Origin of the sequence: Paenibacillus sp. NPDC093718 (assembly GCF_050279985.1) — a bacterium.
GTDB lineage: Bacteria > Bacillota > Bacilli > Paenibacillales > Paenibacillaceae > Paenibacillus_AQ.
Genome location: NZ_JBNNUS010000009.1, coordinates 78,292 through 98,154, shown reverse-complemented (window position 1 = coordinate 98,154; position 19,863 = coordinate 78,292). Strand labels below are relative to the sequence as shown.

Sequence of the window (19,863 nt, the reverse complement as noted above, 5' to 3'; positions counted from 1 at the left end):
GCGTACGGTTCGCAAAATATCATTGGCGCAGGTAAAATAAAGCAAAAAGTGACTCCTGAATCATCAGGAGTCACTTTTTTTATATGTTATGCATGATTGCCGCCGCTATAGCGTTTTATGTTTACTCCAAGCCATCCTGCCAATCTTGGAGCAGGGAGTTCGCATCGGTATTCAATACCGTCTTGGCTTGATCGCTGACGTTGCGACCCATCGCCCCCTTGTTCAGGTGCTTGGTGAAATTCTGCATATGCTTGACGGCATGATCCACTCTTCCCTTATCCATATGATGCTGTACCTGGTTAAGGGTGTTGGTCAGCTGAGGAATGAGCGCCCCGCTTACATCCCCTGAATCCGCGAATCGGTCGATTAATTGTTTCATGGAAAACACGCTCGTGATGATCCGGAACTGGAATGTTTTCTGAACCTTGTTACCGGAGCGGTCTTCTGTCGTAACCGTTGCCGTTATGTCGCCCAAATTTCCGGCTAAATCGATGTCAATAGTGTCCTTGGTCAATGGATCCAGCGTATAGGCTTTGCCGTTGATGGTTATTTCGGCAAATTGGATGGCGGAAGTGTCCATGATTTTGAAGCTGAGGGCCATGTAATCCTCCAAAGAATCGCCATCTTCCAAGCTCCTGCCATTAGCAGTCAAAGAGAAGGAAGGAGAATCGGTAACCTCGATGGTGACTCCCTGCGATACATTCCCGGACCGATCAATGGACCGGATGAAGAGTGAGTAATCCTTGCCCGCTTCAATTCCCTGTATCACCGCTGTTTGAATTCCCCGATTCACCTCGATGACTTCGCCGACCTGCTGTCCATTACTCCGCAGTGTAATTTGCACTTTTTGAGCATCGATATCATAGGGACCATCCCAAGACAGCATCATCTTGCCCTCGCCGCGCTTCACCTGAACATTCTCTACCTCGCCCGGAGCAACATGGTCCTCTTCGGGCATAGGAGGCGTTTGAGTCTCTGTGAATACGGCTGGATCGCCAAAAGTGAATTTATCAAAGTTATATAACCAGTCTCCGCCTTTAAAAGACAGGAATACGATATGTTTTCCCGTTACAGGGGTAGTTACATCCGTTGAGAAAACTTTGAAATTCTGCCATCCGCCGGTCCCAGAGACGGTGGCTGTTGCAATGACCGGACCGCCCAGACTATCCAGTCTGACCTCGATCGTTCCGCCGCTTGTGGCGCTGGCTGCGTTGACATGGAATTGCGTAGGGCTTTCGCTGCCAAAATCGATATAATTGTACATGGCATAAGGGTTATTTGGACCAAACATCCCGGCCAGGTATGTTTCCCCGCCGCCGGTTTCTCTGCCGAAGCCTACCCCGTTTGTATAGTTTTCGGCTTCCAGCTTGTCGTAGGCATCCCTTGCTTTTCCTTTCATGGTGGTAAAGGTGAACCACTCCAGATTGAGAGGATAGTCGCTGCCGTTTGCTCCCTTGAAAACAAGGTATACGTCGTGAACGCCTACAGCCAAGCTGTCATCGATATTCGCCATGATATCGACCCAGTTATCCCAGCTTCCCAGCGCCGGAATTTGAACGACACCTGCGGTAGGTCCATCCAGACTGTCCAATTTAACCTCAATCGTGCCGCCTTGATTGCCGCTGGCCACATGTACCGTGATGCCAGCCGCGCCAGATCCAAAATCAATTCCTTTATAAGAGGCATAGGCATTGTGATGGATTCCGTCCAAATACCCGAACTCGGCATTTTTGCTAAGTCCTTCGCTGCTGTCGTAATTTCCGGCCTTAAGCTTGGCATAGGCGTCGGTTTCCGTCGGGTCCGTCGTTGTGAATTTAACCCAGTTCAAATTGAATAAATAATCGTCGTTCGTCTTGGAGAAGACAAGATACAAATCATGGACGCCTGTAATCGTGCTTGGCGCTCCTTGATCATCCTTAAGGAGGGTGACGGCATCGATATAATGATTCCAGTCGCCCGTTCCCTCTACGTTCAACGTCCCGACTTTGGGGCCGTCCTTGGAATCAAGCCGGATCTCAATGTTACCTCCGCCTGTTCCGCTGGACGCTCTGGCAATGAAGCCGATCGCACCGTCTGATCCGAAATCCACATTTTTGTAAGCGGCATAAGAGCCATCCTGTATTCCGCCTAATTGCAGCGAACCTTCGAACGCGCCTTCCAGAACGAAACCGGACCCGATATTGTAGCGTTCCGCTTCGATTTTATCGAAAGGGTTTTTAACGCCATAATGCAGCTCCGCTTCCATCGGTTTGATACCGTTTAAAGCTTGAACGGCAGCGGCTGAGGACCAGGATTCAGAGGTTCCGGACAGCAGTTGTCCCGCCCAGTTTCCATCCACGATATGATCTGAATTCCGGTGGCTCCAGGCCATCTCGACATTGAATGCAAGCCATTCGTCGAATTCAGCGCTGAATTCCGGGTACTGGCCGGTCTCATCCAGTGTTTTTTGCAAATGGGCCAGGTTGCGCATAAGGATCGTTTTGCCGCCTTTCAGATCCCCGTTGGGGCCTTCATAATTCAACACCCCGTTTGAATCCACCAGATGGTTCTTGGTGAATTTAGCGGCTTTGACCGCGTCATTGAGATAAACGGCATTTCCGGTCGCTTTATACAATCCGACGGCCGCCCCGATGTATGTACCCTGGTTGTAGTGAGTGGCATCCGGAACTGCGCCATGTTCAATTTCGATGCGGTCGAACACTTTTCCGTTTCCGTCCGTAAGCATCGTTTTGCCCCATCTGAATATTTTGGTTGCCGCGTTTAAATAATGCTCATCTTTCGTAATATCGTAGAGGTAAAGCGCAGCTTGCGCCGCCGGGAAATTGATGCACGCATTTTTGGTATTATGGTCGCTGTTCAGCCACCAAATGCCGCCGCTTGCGAACTCTTCATCCCACTGCGTATCGTACACAAAATCGAAATGATCCCTCGCGGCTTCCAAATATCTTGGATTCCCGGTGATTTGATAGGCTCTGGCGCTTCCCATCGCCCACCACATAATGTCGTCATTGAACGGGTTATTCGTCCAATCTTGGCCGTACTTGGCGACGGTGCCGTCATACACATCGTCGATCTGCGTTTTAAGCTCTGCTTTCAAAGCAGGATCGGATGTATGCAGATATGCATCCATGACCAATTCCCACAGCTCTGCCTCCACCCAGAAGTCTTGATGCTTTTCGCGCTTCGAGTCCTTCCAGAACATCTTGGCGTTCGGATCCCAGAATGTATCGTTAAATGCTCTCATCGCGGTATCCCCATCCGATGCGGTATAGGCGTAGGCTTTGGATGTTCCGAAGCCGGGCATGGAGCCGAGCATGAGCGCGATAGCCAGAGGCACCGCCAGAAACTTAAAAAGTTGACCTGATCTGAGTGACATGAATGTTCCTCCTTTATTTTCAAATCGAAGCCGATCCTTTCCATTCACGATCGGCTTCCTCAGTTTAGCGATACCCGGTTACTACCTACTTGCCGGTCGTAATCACTTTATTGATTTTTTCGGCCATCACATCCAGTTCAGTGATCGGGGCTTTGCCCATCAGAATGTTTTTCCATGATGCTTCGATGAACGGGTACGCTTTGCCTGCCCATGTCGACAGGAAACGAACCGGCTGCGTATTCTGGGATTTCAGGATATGATCAAGGCCTTCGCCCACTTCAGGATGTCCGGCCGTTGTCAGCGCTTCGTAATAAGCAGCGGAAGACGCTTGATAGGCTGCGGGAGCCACCGGAGTTGAAGGGAGGACTTCCTCGTACATTTTGGAATCCAGGTACTTTAGCACTTTCCATACCGCTTCCGGATTTTTGAGCGTTGCCGGACTGGACCAGCCTACGGCGTCATAAATCTCGGTCTGGCTGTTTACCACCGGCATCGGCACGTAGCCCCACTCCAACTCTTTCGGAGCCGTACGGATCAAGTCATCGGCTACCCATTGCCCCTGCAGGGTCATCGGAACTTTACCTTGTTTGAATGAACTCATGGCATTCGTTAAGTCAAAGGTAGGGGGATTCATGTAACCATTTGCAATGGCAGACTTATATTTTTCGACACCTTCCCGGAATGGGTCGCTGATTTCCACCTTTGTTGGATTGATGATGGCGTCAGCGAAGGGAGCGCCGCCTGCGGAAACTGAATAGAGAGAGACGTGAAAGGGGTCAAGGGGGGCGTAATAACCAAATTGCTGCACGCCGCCCTGATTGCTCGAAAGTTTTTCCATCGCTGTGAAGAATTCATCGTAGGTCCAGCCGATTTTCGGTTCCGGAAGGCCTGCATCCTGGAATGATTTTTTATTGTAAAAAATGCCGTATGTGTTCAAAAGGCCCGGCAATCCGACTAACCTGCCTTCATAGTACCAGCTGTCCACCACGCCGTCGTAAAAGCCCTCCATGAATGCTTTGTCCTGTGTTGCAAGCTCCGTCCAGTCATAGAGAAGTCCTTTGCCGGCATTATCGAGCAGCATGTCGTTGCCGGTCATGAAGATGTCAGGCGCTTTCTTCGCCGTGATCATCCCGTTAATCTTGACACCGTAATTGTCCAATGGAGTAGGGATGAGTTTCACTTTGATGTCGGGGTTTTCCTCTTCGAATTTTTTCATGGATGCCATGATTTTTTCGTTCATGGCCGCCGATTCCCATGTAATCATCGTGACTTCGACGGGTTTCTTGGACCCGGCGTTATCATCTCCGGATGGCGTGTTCCCGGGACTCGCCGAACCGGAGCCTCCGCCGCTGTTGCCGCCGCAAGCGGCTAGCAGACTTGAAAATAGCAGTAAAGCGATGATTCCGCTGGCCCACCTTCTAACACCCTGTCTCATTGAAAGACCTCCCCAATGGTAAATTTAATGAACTGAACATCACCTGTTTTTTAATTCAGTCAATCCCGGTCGGCATCACCTCCCATACGGTCGGAAGCTTTACTTTAAACCTGCGGAATTCATGGAGCCCAGCCCCTGCATAAAAAACTTCTGGCCAAAGAAGAAGAGCAGCAGCATCGGCAGGATGTAAATTAAATCCGCGGCCATGAACAGATTCCAGGCTGTCGCATAGGTGCCCGTATAGGTAGCCATCGCCAGCGACAACGTCCATTTGCTTGGATCGATAATATAGAGCAGAGGTTCCAAATATTGATTCCATGCCCCTTGGAACGCAAAGATCACCATGGTCATGATGACCGGCATGGACATAGGCACCAGCACCTTGAGCAGCACATAAAGGTCGGATGCGCCGTCTATTTTGGCAGCCTCGTCAAATGAAACGGAGATCGTTTTTATATACTGGACAAACAGGAACGAGAACGTGGCGTTTCCAAAAAAGGCGGGTACGATAATCGGCAGCCAGGAATCGTACCATCCAATGCTGGTGTACAGGTTAAACATAGGGATCATGCCTACAAATCCGGGAAGCATGAGGCTCCCTATAAAAAGCGAGAACCACAATTTACGTCCCGGGAACTTCAGCCGTGCAAGCCCGTAGCCCACCAGCACCGAACTTATAATCTGCCCGATTGTGCAGGTAATCGCGATAAAGAGGGAGTTTCCAAACGTTTGCCAAAAGTTGATTTCTTTTGTTCCGGTGACAAAATTGGACCAATGAAATTCCCGCGGAAACCATTCGGGCGGAATTTTGAATACGTCATTGTTGCTCTTCAGCGCAATGGTAACCATCCAGAAGAGGGGGAACAGCATTGCAATGGCGCCGATCGTCAATAAGATAAAACGGATGGCGTCTATCCAGTTCAACCGTACTCTTCGCTTTACGCGTATGTCCGCTGCATTCAGATTTCCTCGTTGTTTGGGCCGTACTTCCGCTTGCATCACTTCTTACCCCCTTATTTATCGCTTTCGTAATAAACGAACCGGTTGGAATACCGATAAGAAATCACGGTAAAGATCATGATGATGACAAACAGTACCCACACCTCCGCGATTGCATAACCAAACATTCTTCCGTTGAAGGCGTCGGTATAGATTTTGTAATTCAGCAGGGACGTGGAAAAGTTCGGGCCGCCTCCGGTCAGCACCTGAACCTGGTTGAACGCCTGGAATGCGCCGATGATGCCGAGTATAAGCTGCAGGAACAGGATCGGGGTGATCATGGGCAGCGTAATGTTTAACGACATCCGCCACCTGGAGGCGCCGTCGACTTCCGCCGCTTCATACATTTCCTGAGGAACCGACTGCAGACCACTCAGAAAAATGATGACACTGGATCCGACCTGCCATAAACCGATTAACACAATGGATGGAAGCGCTGTCGTTTCGCTGGTCAACCAAGTGCCCGGCGGGAGTCCGAACTCTCTTAGCAGCGAATTCGCCAGACCATATTGCGGCTCATAAATAAATTGCCACAATGTGAGCGTGGCGATGGAGGGAACGACGACGGGAAGATAAAAGATCGTGCGGAACCATTTGATGCCGGTCAAGTTTTTGTTCAGCATCATGGCCAATAACAAGCCTAGAATCAGCGATAAAGGAACACTCAGGATCACGAAGTAAAACGTCGCCCGGATCGAAGGCCAAAAAGCAGGATCCTCGGTGAACAGGTATCTAAAGTTCTCAAAGCCGACAAAACGGGGGGAATCGTACCCGCTCCATTCTGTCAGGGCGTAATACATGGACGACAACAGGGGGTAGGCAACAAAAACGCTGAAGCCGATAATGGACGGTAAAATGAACAGATATCCGATGACCCAGCCGCGAAGCTTCCTATTGGTTCCCATGGTGATCCCGACGACCTCCTCCGATATCATTCGCTTTGTCCCGAATGCCGCAGTAATCCATCATCAGCTCGCAAAACATCATGTTAGCCCAGGAAAACCATGGGCGGGTATAACAGGCAGGGTCATCGACCAGAAATCCTTCATGCATCATGTTGGTGCCTGCATCGGTCTCCGCCATCAGCCGTAGCAGTCGAAGCTTCTCTTCCCGATCGGTAGTTGTCAAGCCTTGAATCGCCAGCGCAATCGGCCATATATAACGATTCGGCGTGTGGGGGCTTCCGATACCTGCGGCGGCTGTGCCTTGATAATAGTACGGATTGGCGTGGCTCAGCACGAATCTGCGGGTATTCTGATAGACCGGGTCATCAGCGCTTGTATAACCCAAATATGGAATAGACAAAAGGCTGGGGACGTTGGCGTCATCCATCAGCAGATGGTTTCCCATCCCGTCCGTTTCATAGGCATAAATTTTGCCATATTCGGGGTGATCAACCACGCCGTATGATGTAATGCCATGACGGATCTCATCGGCAAGTTTCGCTGCCTCCTCTTCCAACTCGAAATCGCGCAGGACATCACGGGAAATCTCCGCCAGATAACCAAGCACAACGACGGCGAACATATTGGACGGTATGAGGTACCCGTAGGCGCAGGCGTCGTCGCTCGGGCGGAAGCCGGACCAGGTCATTCCCGTGTAAGCCACCTCCGCCCCTTTTCCGCCGCGCGGCAGCGTGTCGCTTGGAGGACAATCGAAGCGTTCGAAGAAATACGGCGAAGCGGTTTCATGATGCTGCTCGGTTCGCCAGATGTCGAGAATGACCCTGGCGGCTGAATGGAATGTTTGATCCAGATGCGAGGTCCTGCCGGTTTCTTTCCATAACAGGTAAGCAAGCTGGAGAGGATAGCATAACGAATCGATCTCATATTTGCGCTCCCACAGCCAGGGATTCATGGCGGTGCGGTCGTTCTGATGACCTTGACCGGAAGGCGAATCATTGAAAGCATTGGCGTATGGATCAAGCAGGATGAATGCCGTTTGCCTGCGTACGAGCCCCTCGATCAAATCGGCCAGCTTCTCGTCTTGACCCGCCGGCACGAGGAAGGGCCGGATTTGAGCAGCCGAATCCCTCAGCCACATGGCCGGAATATCACCGGTAATGACAAAGGTGGTACCGTCGGGCTGTCGTTGAATGGTCGAACTTAGTGTATTGTCCAGCATGCTTCTGAACATATGTCCGAGCTTCGGATAAGCTGAGGTGCGTTCGGTTATCGTGCGGTTCAAATCATGCAATACAGAAAAATAGTCCAACGTGTACATGATAAGCTCTTCTCCCTTCATTCTTCAGGGTTGGGAATCATTTTGTAAGGTCATTATATAAAACGCTTACATTCAATATAATTACATACTAATTTAATGTCAATATATTATATTGATAAAAATTATGGCTGTTATATTATATGAGTGCAATGAATATCTTATCGGTCATTCTGTCGGTCCGTCTTTTTATATTTTTCAAAGTCAATTTCCCTCTTTTTTGATGGCAGATATGCTGGATCTGGAATGATTGGTTTATGCTAAAAGCATGGTTTTAAATTAGGAACATACCGTGGCGACAAACTCAATTCATCGGTTGTTATGGCTTGTTTATATAACATGATATATTGGTATGTTTTGAAAAAATGTGGCTTAGTTGCGGTTGTTTGCTGTTTGGCTGAGGAATCAACAAGAGACAATGCCGTATAAACGCGAGATTTCTTTTATAAATTGTCGGACAGATATAGGGGATTCAACGTTTTTACGAATCACTTTCCCGCGTACAGGCACTTCTGGGCCGTTGCCTACATACAATAAGAAGACCGAGAGACCGAGCGCGATAAGGGCCGGTTGCATTGTAACTTCGCAGGAGGTGTCCTAAAGTGCCTGGATTGTTTACCGCAATTGCTTTGTTCATAAAAGAGTTGACGCTGCTCGTTTCGTACGTGAAAAACAACGCTTTTCCCCAGCCTCTGACCGAGGAAGAGGAAGCTAAACATCTGCAGCGAATGGCCGAAGGCGATCCTCAATCGCGCAATAAACTGATTGAGCATAATCTTCGGCTGGTCGCGCACATTGTCAAAAAGTTCGATAACACCGGCGAGGATCTGGAAGACTTGATTTCCATCGGGACGATAGGACTCATCAAGGCGATTGAAAGCTTCAGGCCGAATAAAGGCACGAAGCTGGCGACATTTGCTGCCCGTTGTATAGAAAATGAAATATTGATGCATCTTCGTTCTTTGAAGAAGACCCGAAAAGACGTATCCCTCCACGATCCGATAGGAACGGATAAAGAGGGGAATGAAATTACATTAATTGACATTTTAGGGACGGAAGCGGATGATATCGTGGATGCCGTGCAGTTGAAGATTGAGAAGAGCAAGATCTATCGGAACCTCGATATATTGGACGATCGGGAGAAGGAAGTTGTCATTGGACGTTTTGGACTGGAAGCTGGCGGAGAAGAACGGACGCAGCGTGAGATCGCCAAAGAACTCGGCATATCACGCAGCTATGTGTCGCGGATTGAGAAGCGGGCGCTGATGAAGCTGTATCATGAATTTTACAAGCAGAAACGGTAGGAAGAAGCAACCGTGATGAATTACTTTCAAGAACAGATAAGCCTTGATGGCTCGTTGCATCTATCTAAAGCTTGGCTCTTCACGAGTTGTGCAGAGGATAGGTGCATTTTGTTGAGTCGTTATGGACAAGCTGTTTTCTTCCGCGGTGAGCATCATTTCAAATCTGCCCCAATCATTATCGCTGTTTTATGGACAGCGCCGGAGTATTTACATATGCGATAATTTACTTACAATGAAAATAAATCCTATAGATGATAAAGGGGGAATGCAAATGGGCTTAAGCCGGTTTAATTCCAAACTGTTGTACAAATACGTCGTTACGTATGTGGTCATATTGCTGCTTCCGGTCATGATGGTCGGTTTTTTTGTATACCAGTATTTCATTCAGCTGCTGGAAGACGAAGTAACCCGGGGCAATTTGAATCTGCTCTCCCAGGTGAAGGAGAATGTGGACGTCAAGATGACCGAGCTTCACAACATCGCCTTCCATATCTCGGGCAACACCCGCCTGACCCCTTACCAGGTGACGAAAAATCCGTTTACCGAGCTTGACACCATCTCCCAGCTGCGAAATTATGTCAGCGCCAACACCTTCATCTCCAATTTCCTGTTATATTTCCATGGACATCATAAAGTATATTCCCCTTACAGCACTTACGACGCAGCCGAATTCACTGATAAAATCTACACATTCGAAAACTGGGAGCCGGAGCAATTCTATCGGGACATTAACGAAGCAGCCATTCCCTATGTACGAAAATCCGAGGATGTACAAACTGCGGTCGGTGGCCACGAACGCTATATTTCCTACGTGATGCCGATCGGCCCGAATCCATCCGATTCGTTCGGTACGGTTATATACCTGATCAATGAAAACCGTTTTAAGGAATTAATTAAAAAGAAATTTGAGGATGCAAGGAGTTACACACTCATTTTGGACGAGAAGGGGGAGCTGATCACCTCTTCCCAGAGCATGGATCCTGGTGAAACCGAAATTCTGCTGGAACGTCTGCAAGCAAACAGCGAGGGTCAAGGCACGCTGGATTTCGAAGAGCGTGAATATTTCGTGTTTCAGGATGAATCCGCCAAGTTCGGCTGGACCTATATCACGCTGGTGGACAAGGATACGGTCATGCTTAAGGTGGAGCAGGCCAAAAGCAGGACATTTTACGGGTTGCTGCTGCTTGTGCTGGTCGGAAGCATTCTTATTTTCTTTGCCACCCATATGAACTACAAGCCGATCCGCATGCTGAAGCGACTTGCCGACAGCAAGGTGAACAGTCCCCCGGGGAGTAAGCTTGGCGAGATTGAATCGATTCGATCAGCGCTGGACGTGATGTCGGAGAACAACGATGAATTGAACCGGAAAATTGAAAGAAGCCGTCCAGCGCTCAAGTATTACCTGATCCTGAACCTGCTTAAAGGCGAATACAAAAGCAGAGATGATCTGCGCGGAAAGGGAGAGTTGGCAGGGCTCCGATTAGAGAACACGTTCTATACTGTCATGGTGCTTCTTTTTCCGAAAAATCACGGACACCTGTCGGTTGCGGGACTGCCGGACGGATGGTGTGAGGCTCTCCCTCAGGACACCGAGGTTTTTGGTATCGAGGGGCTCGAAGCCGAGCAGCTCGTTTTGGTCATGGGAACAAACGAAGCTGTTGAAACGATAGAGATGCAGCTGAAGATTACCCATGAGACCCTTAGCCGATTGCTCGGCATGGATGTTACCATCGGCGTTGGTAACTCTTACGTAAAGCTGGAGGAGCTGGGCAAATCTTATATCGAAGCCTGCGGAGCGTTAAATTACAGACTGATTAAGGGAAAGGGGAACCTGATATTTTTCCGCGAAGCCGTTTCTGAATCCGAGACGAACCGGAACGGTTATTCCAAGAGCCAATGGAACCTGCTGAAGCAGTTCATCTACCAAAGCGACACCAGCGGCATTGATGCGTTTCTTCGTCAACTGATCGATCGGATTCGTAAAGAGCAGCTTCCGTTATTTATGGTCAAGTGCATTTGTTTTGATCTGATCAACGTGATCCTGGCTATTCTGGAGGACATGGAACTTGATGAGAAGGCGCTGGCTGAGAGGTATCCGGATGTGGTGAAACTGACGGAATTTGAAACCGTGGATGACCTGATCGAGCTGGTAAAGGACATCTCCGCGGACATCCGCCGAATTATAAGCGAACGAAAGGAGAGCGGAAATAGGGAACCAGTGGAGAAAATGAAGCAGTATATCGGGGATAATTTTGGATCTACGCAATTCTCGGTCCAAAATCTGGCGGATGAGCTGGGGATGTCCGCCTCGTATTTGAGCCGCTATTTCAAGGAACAGACAGGCTTCACCATCTCTCATTATGTGAACCGACTGCGCATGGAAAAGGCGAAGGAGCTGTTAAAGCATGGGGAAGGGAACCTGCAGGAATTAGTAGACCAAATTGGATACGGAAGCGTCTCCGGATTTATTAGAAAATTCAAGGAGCAGGAAGGCATGACGCCCGGCGATTACCGTGCCATGAAGCACAAATGATTGTAAACGCTTGCATATGCAGGTCATATTTGATCAATGCATTCGTCAAGCGGCGGCAGAAGCCGTCAACTTCGTTGTCACATCCCGTTTATCCTGTACATAAACGGTAAATTTACACCTCCCGCCGTTCCCTTTATGTTGGTGTACAGAGAGGGGGTGATACGACGGATGAAGCTGTTCCTGCGAAAAATCAGAGTGCATTACCAGCTGTACCTATTGTTTTTACCCACGCTTGCGTACTTCGTGATTTTTCAATATATACCGATGTACGGCGTTCAGATCGCGTTTAAAGACTTTTTGGCGACAAGAGGAATTATCGGAAGTCCATGGGTTGGTTTGGAACACTTCGAGCGGTTTTTTAATTCCTTCCAATTCTGGACTTTGATCAAAAACACACTGGGCTTGAGCTTATACGGGTTGGCTCTGGGATTTCCGTTACCAATCCTGCTTGCGCTTCTGCTTAATCAGCTGTCCAGTCACCGTTTTAAACGATTTGTTCAGACCGTGACCTACGCGCCTCACTTTGTATCAACGGTTGTCATTGTGGGAATGCTGACGATTTTTCTGTCCCCGGGCAGCGGATTGATCAATCATCTTATCGTTGGTTTGGGAGGGGATCCTGTCTTTTTTCTCGGCTCGCCGGAATGGTTTAAGACACTGCATGTTCTTTCTGGTGTATGGCAGGGAGCAGGCTGGGGGGCGATCATCTATTTGGCTGCATTGGCAGGCGTGGATCCAGGGCTTCACGAAGCCGCCATCATCGACGGGGCGACCAAGCTGCAGCGAATACGTTACATAGACATCCCTTCGATCCTGCCGACGATCATCATTGTACTCATCCTGCAGCTGGGTTCGATCATGACGGTTGGTTTCGAGAAGACCTTCTTGATGCAGAACTCCTTGAACCTGGACTCGTCGGAAGTGATATCGACCTACGTGTATAAGACAGGGCTGCTGGGCACCCAATACAGCTTCTCGGCGGCGGTAGGCTTGTTCGATTCCCTCGTGAATTTTATCCTGCTGGTCACCGTTAACCGGATCGCCAAAAAACGGACCGAAACGAGTCTTTGGTAGAAAGGAGGAGCTTGGCATGCATTCCAGATCAAGGGCGGATAGACTGTTCGATTTGTTCAATTATGCGTTTCTCACGCTGCTGCTGATTGTGATCCTGTATCCATTGTATTTTATTATCATCGCATCTGTAAGTGATCCGATTAGTGTAAGCGGGGGCAAGGTATGGCTGTTTCCTGTCGATTTTACCCTTGAAGGGTATCAGAGGATAATGGAGAACCAGACGATATGGGTCGGATACAAAAATACGCTCGTTTACATGACGGTCGGGACTGCGGTCAATGTAGCCATAACCGTTACGGGGGCTTATCCCCTGTCCCGCAAAGATATGTACGGCCGACATCTGTTCATGTTTCTCATTACGTTTACCATGTTTTTCAGCGGCGGGCTTATTCCGACGTACCTGCTGGTCAAATCCCTGGGCTTGATGAATTCCATGTGGGCTTTGATATTGCCGGGAGCCGTCAGCGTCTGGAATTTGATTATTACCCGAACCTTCTTTCAGCACAACATTCCGGATGAGCTCCGGGAGGCGGCAGCCATGGACGGCTGCTCGGATTTCAAGTTTTTTCTGCAGGTGGCGCTTCCATTATCAAAATCCATTCTGGCCGTCCTAGTGCTGTTTTACGGGGTAAGCCATTGGAATTCGTTCTTCAGTGCGCTGATCTATTTAAGGGATGAAGCTCAGTATCCGCTTCAGCTGGTCCTGCGGAACATACTCATCCAGAACGAGGTGCAGGAACTGATGAACCTGGATCTCGGAGCCAGCAACAGCCTGTCGGAATCCATCAAATACGGGGTCATCATCGTAGCCAGCGTTCCTGTGCTCATCCTGTATCCGATGGTTCAGAAATACTTTGTGAAGGGTGTCATGATTGGTTCTTTGAAAGGCTAATCCAAAGATCACGAAAGGGTGGTTGTTTTGAAACGATGGATGGCAAGGTCAACGGCATGCGCGGTGGCGGCGGCTCTTCTTCTGGCGGGCTGCAGCAGCGGAAATGAAGCAAAGGAAGGTTCACGGACGCCAAGCACCGAAACGAATTTCAACGAAACGGGACTTCCGGTCGTAAATGAAGAGATCCGCATCCGGATTCCGGTTGTTAAACAGCATTATCACAAGGATTATAACGAAATGGTACTGGTGCAGGATCTGGAGGAAAAAACGAATATCGATGTCGAGTGGGAACAGATCCCGTCTGAGAGCTGGACCGAGAAGAAAAATTTAATTCTGGCCAGCGGAGAATTCCCGGACGCATTTTTCAATGGGCTGACGACCCAGGATGTGGTGGATTACGGTACGGAGGGCGTTCTGATTCCACTGGAGGATCTGATCGACAAATATGCGCCGAACATTAAGAAAATTTTGGATGAGAATCCACAAGTGCGACGGATGGCTACGGCACCGGACGGACACATATACTCCATCCCGTGGTTTGAGGATCAGGCCCATTTTCAATACCGGAATACGTTTCTGTTGAATAAAACGTGGCTGGATAAACTCGGCCTAGAAGTACCGACAACACCGGATGAATTGATTGCAGTGCTAAAGGCGTTCAAAGAGCAAGATCCGAACGGGAACGGCCAAGCGGATGAAATCCCGTCAACCTTCCGCCATAACACAACGACGAATGGGTACTACGAGCTGTTTGGGGCGTTTGGGCTTGCCGATGCGCTTACCGGCTTCTCCGTCAAGGACAAGAAGGTGGTGTTCGAGCCGGCCATTCCCGAATACAAAATGGCGATTGCGTTCCTGAACCGGTTATACGAGGAAGGGCTGTTGGATCAGGAATCTTTTACCCAGGATGCCAAACAGATGTTATCCAAGACGAAGGACGAGACGCCAAAGGTCGGTTTGATCGCCTCTTTTAACGGAACGTATGAGCTGGGGGACAGAGTTCATGAATACGTGGCGATGCCTCCGCTGAAAGGACCGGAGGGTCACCAACTGTGGAGAAGGCAGGACAACCGGATCATTCTCAACTTCTTCTCGATTACGAAGAACAACCCGTACCCCGAAGCGACGATGCGTTTGGTGGACACGTTGAACGATCCAAAATCGGCGATGCAGTTTAAATACGGTCCCTTCGGCACCCACCTGAAGGAGAAGTCGGACGGCAAGATTGAAATCGTGCCGCCTCAGGACGGCATGGATATCTCCACTTGGATCGGCAGTACAACGCCTTCGACGGCCTTCCCGCTTTTGGTCTCAAGCGAATGGCTGCAAAAGCTGGAGAAGAGCGAAAGCGATAAGCTGCGCAACGGATTTTATGAAATTTATAAGCCTTATATCGTTCCGGAGGATCGGACATACCCTAATTTGTACATGACGGCGGAAGAGAACAAACGTCTTGGCGTACTGGCAACCGACATCATGACGTATGTCCGCAAGATGGAAGCCAAATGGATCGTGGAAGGCGGCATTGAAGCTGAATGGGACAAATACGTAGAAGATTTACAACGAATGGGATTGGATGAAATGATCGAAATCAAGCAGCAGGCTTATGACCGTTATATCAGTAGTTGACATCAAAGGGGGCGGCAGCGTGCGTTAAGCTACTGCCCCATATAACAACCGAATCGGGAGGGTAAACGCATGAACATGGAAGAAACCGCGTACAGGATCAGGCCTTGTGCCGATGATTACGTCACCGTATTCGAGTCGCCGGATCCACAGTCCGTTTATTGTTACTCGCCTGCCATTATCAATCTACCGGGTGGTCGACTCGTATTAACCATGGATCTCGGAGGAAAGGGAGTCGCCGACCTTCCGGGGCCGAAAGGTTCACGCAAAGGGTTTATTACACAAGGGAAAGTGTTTGTGTCGGACGACAAAGGGCGTACTTGGCAGCATACGCATGACTTCCCCTTTATGCATGCACGCCCCTTTTTGGCCGGAGGAGCACTTTACATTCTAGGGCACTGCGTCAATCTGATGATCATCCGATCCGATGATGGGGGTAATACCTGGTCCGAGCCGGTTCAGCTGACCGGGGAAGGGGATTGGCACCAGGCTCCTTGCAATGTCCATTATGCCAAGGGGAATGTATACCTGGTTATGGAGGATATTCGGCAGCATGACATGACGGTGTGGCCGGTTAGCCAAATCCAGCCGGTTCTCATGCGGGCACGGGAAGACGCTGACCTGCTGCAGCCGGTCAGCTGGACTTACGCTTCCCGCTTAACAGCAGTCGATGCCTTTCCGTCGGATCGGCTCGATTATTTTGGTGTCCCCTTTTTCACCGAAAATTCGGATTACCTCAAGGGTCAGTTGAATTGTCCGCCCGTCGGCTGGCTGGAAACGAACGTCGTTCAATTCACCGATCCTGATCATTACTGGTATGATCCGAAGGGCAGGACGTTTCATCTGTGGGCGAGAGCCCATACGGGAGGTACCGGTTATGCCGCCATCGCCAAAGTCGTGGAGAACGACGACGGCACGATGACCACGATGCTGGAGACGACGCCTTCCGGCAAGCGAGCGGTATTTGTCCCTTGCCCGGGAGGGCAAATGAAATTTCATCTGTTATATGACGAGGTGAGCAGGTTGTATTGGCTGCTCAGCTCCCAGTCCACAGACAGCATGACGCGCAAGGAGCGCCTGTCGGCGGAGCGCTTCGATCTGCCGAACAACGAGCGGCACCGTCTTCAGCTCCATTACTCAACGAATTGCATCGACTGGTGTTTTGCGGCTATCGTGTCGATCGGAGCCTCGCCGAAGCAGTCGCGGCATTATGCCAGCATGGCCATCGACGGGGAAGATCTGCTCATTGCCAGCCGGTCGGGCGATGCCAGAGCCAAGGATGCGCATAACGGGAACTTGATTACGTTCCACAAAATTCGAAATTTCCGAACTCTCATATATGGATAGGAGGATATGGACATTGACCAAAAGAACGGAGCTAATCAAGAAGTTTGAGGGTGTCTTCTCCCTGCTGCTGACCCCGTTTCACGAGGACGGAAGCATCGATTGGAAGGCTTATGAACACTATGTGGAGTGGCAGTTGTCCTTCCGGCCCCAAGGCTTGTTTGCCGTATGCGGCAGCAGCGAGATGAAATGGCTGACAATAACGGAACGGTTGGAACTGATGAGAAGGGCCGTGAAACTGGCGGGGAACACCCCGGTTGTGGCTACGGGCAATCTTGAGGCTCCGGAACTGCAGCAGGAAGAGCTGAAGCAAGTGATGGATACGGGGCTTGCTGGCGTCGTCCTTGTCCCCCCGGCCGGTATGGGAGCGGACCAAGGCAAGCTCGCGGATCACTTCGCGGGGTTGGCCGATATAGCGGATTGTCCGGTAATACTCTATGAATGGCCCATGGTGGAGCCATATGAGATAGAACCCTGGGTCTATTCCAGGTTAACAGATACTGGCAGCGTGATCGGGATCAAGGACACGACTTGTACGATGGAAGGCATTATGGGGAAGATCGAGGCGGCTCCCGATACGATTGTTTACCAGGCGAACACTCCGTACATGCTGGAAGCCATTCGTCAAGGAGCCAAGGGAATCATGGCCGTCGTTTCGGCTGCCGGAGCAAGGTCTGTTTTAGACTTCTGGAGGGCGGCCTCGCAAGGATCGGCAAATGCGGAAAAGCTTCACCGGGAGCTCGTATATCTTGATGCGCTGCTTCGATTCGGTTACCCCTCCTCGGCCAAAATGCTGGCTGCTCTTCAAGGTGTGCCAATGGGATCAACGGTGAGATCCGGCGGCGTGATCACACTCGAAGCTAAAAAGGCGATGGAAGTTTGGCTGCAAACCGTTAATGCTTAGGAAGATGAAGGATGGAGGGATCGATCATGAGCAGTCGGCATGAAAGTGAAGAAGTCCAAGGTGAACATACGCAGCAGCCGCTGATAGAGCGTCCGATGAGCAGGCGCAGTATGCTGTCCGCCATCGGATTTGCGGGAGCCGCATTGGCAGCCGAGCATTTTCTGAAAGGCCCATTAGCGAGAACGGCTTTTGGTCAAGGCGCCCCGGCTGTAACCGATGCCGTATATGGAGACGATGACAAAATCAAACCGCCGTTGTTAATGAACATGAAATATGTCATTGCCGTTACCTTGGCTGAACTCCGGGGTATGGAGGAGCCGGAAGAGGCGTTGATTTATTTCGTTACGGACCCGGGACAGGAGGGACACTTCATATATGATCCTGCAGATACCTCTTCTCCCGATAATACCGGAACAGTCGTTGCATCGGCTGCGGGTGCCCGTTTTAAGCGGCTGCATGACGGAAGCGTTAACGTTGCATGGTTTGGTGCTATAGGCGACGGAATGTCCGACGATACGGAAGCGGTTCGTTCGGCTCTGGAAGCAGCCAGAGGAAAAAGATTGTTTTTCCCGCCGGGGGTTTTTCGATTGACCGATACGCTGATCATCCCCCGTAATACGTTTGTCTGCGGAAGCGGCGCATCCTCGTGGTATGCTTTTGGCCAAAGGCGCAATGAGGTCCCGGATAGCATCCTGGATATGGAGAACGGCACGGTCCTTATGTTTACGGGAAACGGTTCCCGGACGTATTCCAGTAACCGGGACGATTTTCGGGATTTCACCTGCGCCGTGAAGCTGGATGCCGATGCTGACGGTACCCAGCTGTCCGACATTAAGATCCTGTCCCACTTCAAAATTCGTGATGCACTAGGGAACATTACGACCCAGCTTACGGATGAACATGCTCTGTTCGATGTTGGGCTGTGGATTGATAATGCTACCCACGTGAAGCTGGATCGTGTCTCTGTTGTCGGCTACTGGCAGAAAGCGGGGGTGTTACTGGATGCATCGGGGCGGTTATCGGCAACCGCGGAATACGGCTCCATTGAATATGCCACCATTAAAGATTGCCTGTTTCAGGGCAAAATCGGGCTCGCCGTTCTGGGCGGTGACGAAGGCAATCCACCGGATGCGGCAGGCTTTACCCCTCCCATTGACGATGCCCGGTCCGAGGGACAGTTCGGATTATCGCATTTGCTTGTGTCCGACTCCTTTTTTTCCGGTACGGATCATCATTCCAACGGGTTTGCCCCAGGCTGGGAGAGCCGGATCGAACCGGACAGCACACCGATTAAAATTGACGGCTTCATCGGAAGCGGTGTTCCTTACCGGATCAACAATCCGAGATTCGTCAACTGCTCCATCCAGACGCGGGAAAGTGCTTCCATCGTGCTGGATCGGGTCATCAGGCCGACTTTCATCAATTGCCGGGCGGAAAGCGGACCGGTAAGGGCGAGCCAATACACGGTTCTCCCCCGGCTCATTAACTGTGAGTTTCCATACAATCGCTCAAAAACGGAGTTTCAGGAAATTGAGCACTGTCAGGGCGCATTGATTGTTCCGGGAATGCGGAGGCTCGGGCATATCCATCTAAGGGAATACCATTTTCAGGTGGAGCTCCGAAATAATAACGGAGTCATTGAACATCGGCTGACGAAGGCGGGAGCGATGCAGCCGTCGACGGCACGCTCCTTCGATGTGGAGGCGCTCTTCCGCTACGCTGTTCAGGAGGCATCATGGGATTACCGGTCCTGGACGCCCGTTCCGCTTCCCGGCGGAACGGGAAGCGATGATTTTTCCAAAGGGATGTTTCTGGGTGAGAAAGCATTCCAAAGCAAATATGCCTTGTTTACGGCTGCAGCCATCGACAATCACCCGGATTATCAGGAGGCAGAAGCCGCAGTGACCTTGAACAGGACCTCGGATACCGCGCTTTGGATTCGGCCAGCCGCCTACGCGTCCCAGAATGTTCCTTACCGGATGAAAAACTATTCCAATGTCCTCAAGCTGGAGCTTCGGAGCGGGGACGGGCCAGCCGCGAGTTTGCTTACCGCGCTTCCCAAGGAAAACGGCGGAACGGCAAGCCTAGTCATTTCCGTAAGGGGAAATTTCTACGAGCAGGCTTATGGACTAGTGTGAATAAAGAGGCTAAAGGAG

General features: G+C 50.4%; 13 protein-coding genes. 8 read left to right on the top strand and 5 right to left on the bottom strand.

The genetic code is table 11. The features are described from left to right. Positions 1–121 precede the first annotated feature (121 nt). The 5 genes from ACQKPA_RS24675 to ACQKPA_RS24655 all read right to left on the bottom strand — a co-directional run bounded on the left by ACQKPA_RS24675 (position 122) and on the right by ACQKPA_RS24655 (position 8,033). Complete coding sequence (locus ACQKPA_RS24675; protein ID WP_427495135.1) at positions 122–3,376, bottom strand: carbohydrate-binding protein; 3,255 nt, start codon at positions 3,374–3,376, stop codon at positions 122–124. An 85-nt stretch (positions 3,377–3,461) separates the two neighbouring features. Further along, positions 3,462–4,811, bottom strand: coding sequence for an ABC transporter substrate-binding protein (locus tag ACQKPA_RS24670; protein ID WP_427495134.1), 1,350 nt, complete (start codon positions 4,809–4,811; stop codon positions 3,462–3,464). Positions 4,812–4,910: 99 nt separating this feature from the next. Then, the gene (locus tag ACQKPA_RS24665; RefSeq protein ID WP_427495133.1) at positions 4,911–5,810 is read right to left on the bottom strand and encodes a carbohydrate ABC transporter permease; all 900 of its coding nucleotides are present in this window, start codon (positions 5,808–5,810) and stop codon (positions 4,911–4,913) included. Positions 5,811–5,824: 14 nt separating this feature from the next. After that, positions 5,825–6,715: a carbohydrate ABC transporter permease gene (locus ACQKPA_RS24660; RefSeq protein ID WP_071222856.1), complete on the bottom strand. Its 891-nt coding sequence runs from the start codon at positions 6,713–6,715 to the stop codon at positions 5,825–5,827. After that, entirely contained in the window at positions 6,702–8,033 is a 1,332-nt protein-coding gene (locus ACQKPA_RS24655; protein WP_427495132.1) for a glycoside hydrolase family 125 protein, read from the bottom strand. Before ACQKPA_RS24655 ends, ACQKPA_RS24660 begins: the two co-directional genes overlap by 14 nt. Before the next feature lie 599 nt (positions 8,034–8,632). Here ACQKPA_RS24655 and sigK point away from each other — a divergent pair. The 8 genes from sigK to ACQKPA_RS24615 all read left to right on the top strand — a co-directional run bounded on the left by sigK (position 8,633) and on the right by ACQKPA_RS24615 (position 19,845). Continuing rightward, positions 8,633–9,334 (top strand): RNA polymerase sporulation sigma factor SigK, encoded by a 702-nt coding sequence (sigK, locus tag ACQKPA_RS24650; RefSeq protein ID WP_006208952.1) that lies wholly within the window; start codon positions 8,633–8,635, stop codon positions 9,332–9,334. A 271-nt stretch (positions 9,335–9,605) separates the two neighbouring features. Next, entirely contained in the window at positions 9,606–11,867 is a 2,262-nt protein-coding gene (locus ACQKPA_RS24645; RefSeq protein WP_427495131.1) for a helix-turn-helix domain-containing protein, read from the top strand. Positions 11,868–12,035: 168 nt separating this feature from the next. Then, entirely contained in the window at positions 12,036–12,941 is a 906-nt protein-coding gene (locus ACQKPA_RS24640; RefSeq protein ID WP_427495130.1) for an ABC transporter permease, read from the top strand. 16 nt (positions 12,942–12,957) lie between these two features. Next, positions 12,958–13,833 (top strand): carbohydrate ABC transporter permease, encoded by an 876-nt coding sequence (locus tag ACQKPA_RS24635; protein WP_427495129.1) that lies wholly within the window; start codon positions 12,958–12,960, stop codon positions 13,831–13,833. A 27-nt stretch (positions 13,834–13,860) separates the two neighbouring features. Beyond that, complete coding sequence (locus ACQKPA_RS24630) at positions 13,861–15,462, top strand: extracellular solute-binding protein (protein ID WP_427495128.1); 1,602 nt, start codon at positions 13,861–13,863, stop codon at positions 15,460–15,462. Between the two features lie 69 nt (positions 15,463–15,531). Next, positions 15,532–16,806 (top strand): sialidase family protein, encoded by a 1,275-nt coding sequence (locus ACQKPA_RS24625; protein ID WP_427495127.1) that lies wholly within the window; start codon positions 15,532–15,534, stop codon positions 16,804–16,806. A gap of 13 nt (positions 16,807–16,819) precedes the next feature. Then, the gene (locus ACQKPA_RS24620; RefSeq protein ID WP_427495125.1) at positions 16,820–17,707 is read left to right on the top strand and encodes a dihydrodipicolinate synthase family protein; all 888 of its coding nucleotides are present in this window, start codon (positions 16,820–16,822) and stop codon (positions 17,705–17,707) included. Positions 17,708–17,733: 26 nt separating this feature from the next. Continuing rightward, positions 17,734–19,845, top strand: a complete 2,112-nt coding sequence (locus ACQKPA_RS24615; protein WP_427495124.1) for a glycosyl hydrolase family 28-related protein — start codon at positions 17,734–17,736, stop codon at positions 19,843–19,845. Positions 19,846–19,863: the final 18 nt, after the last annotated feature.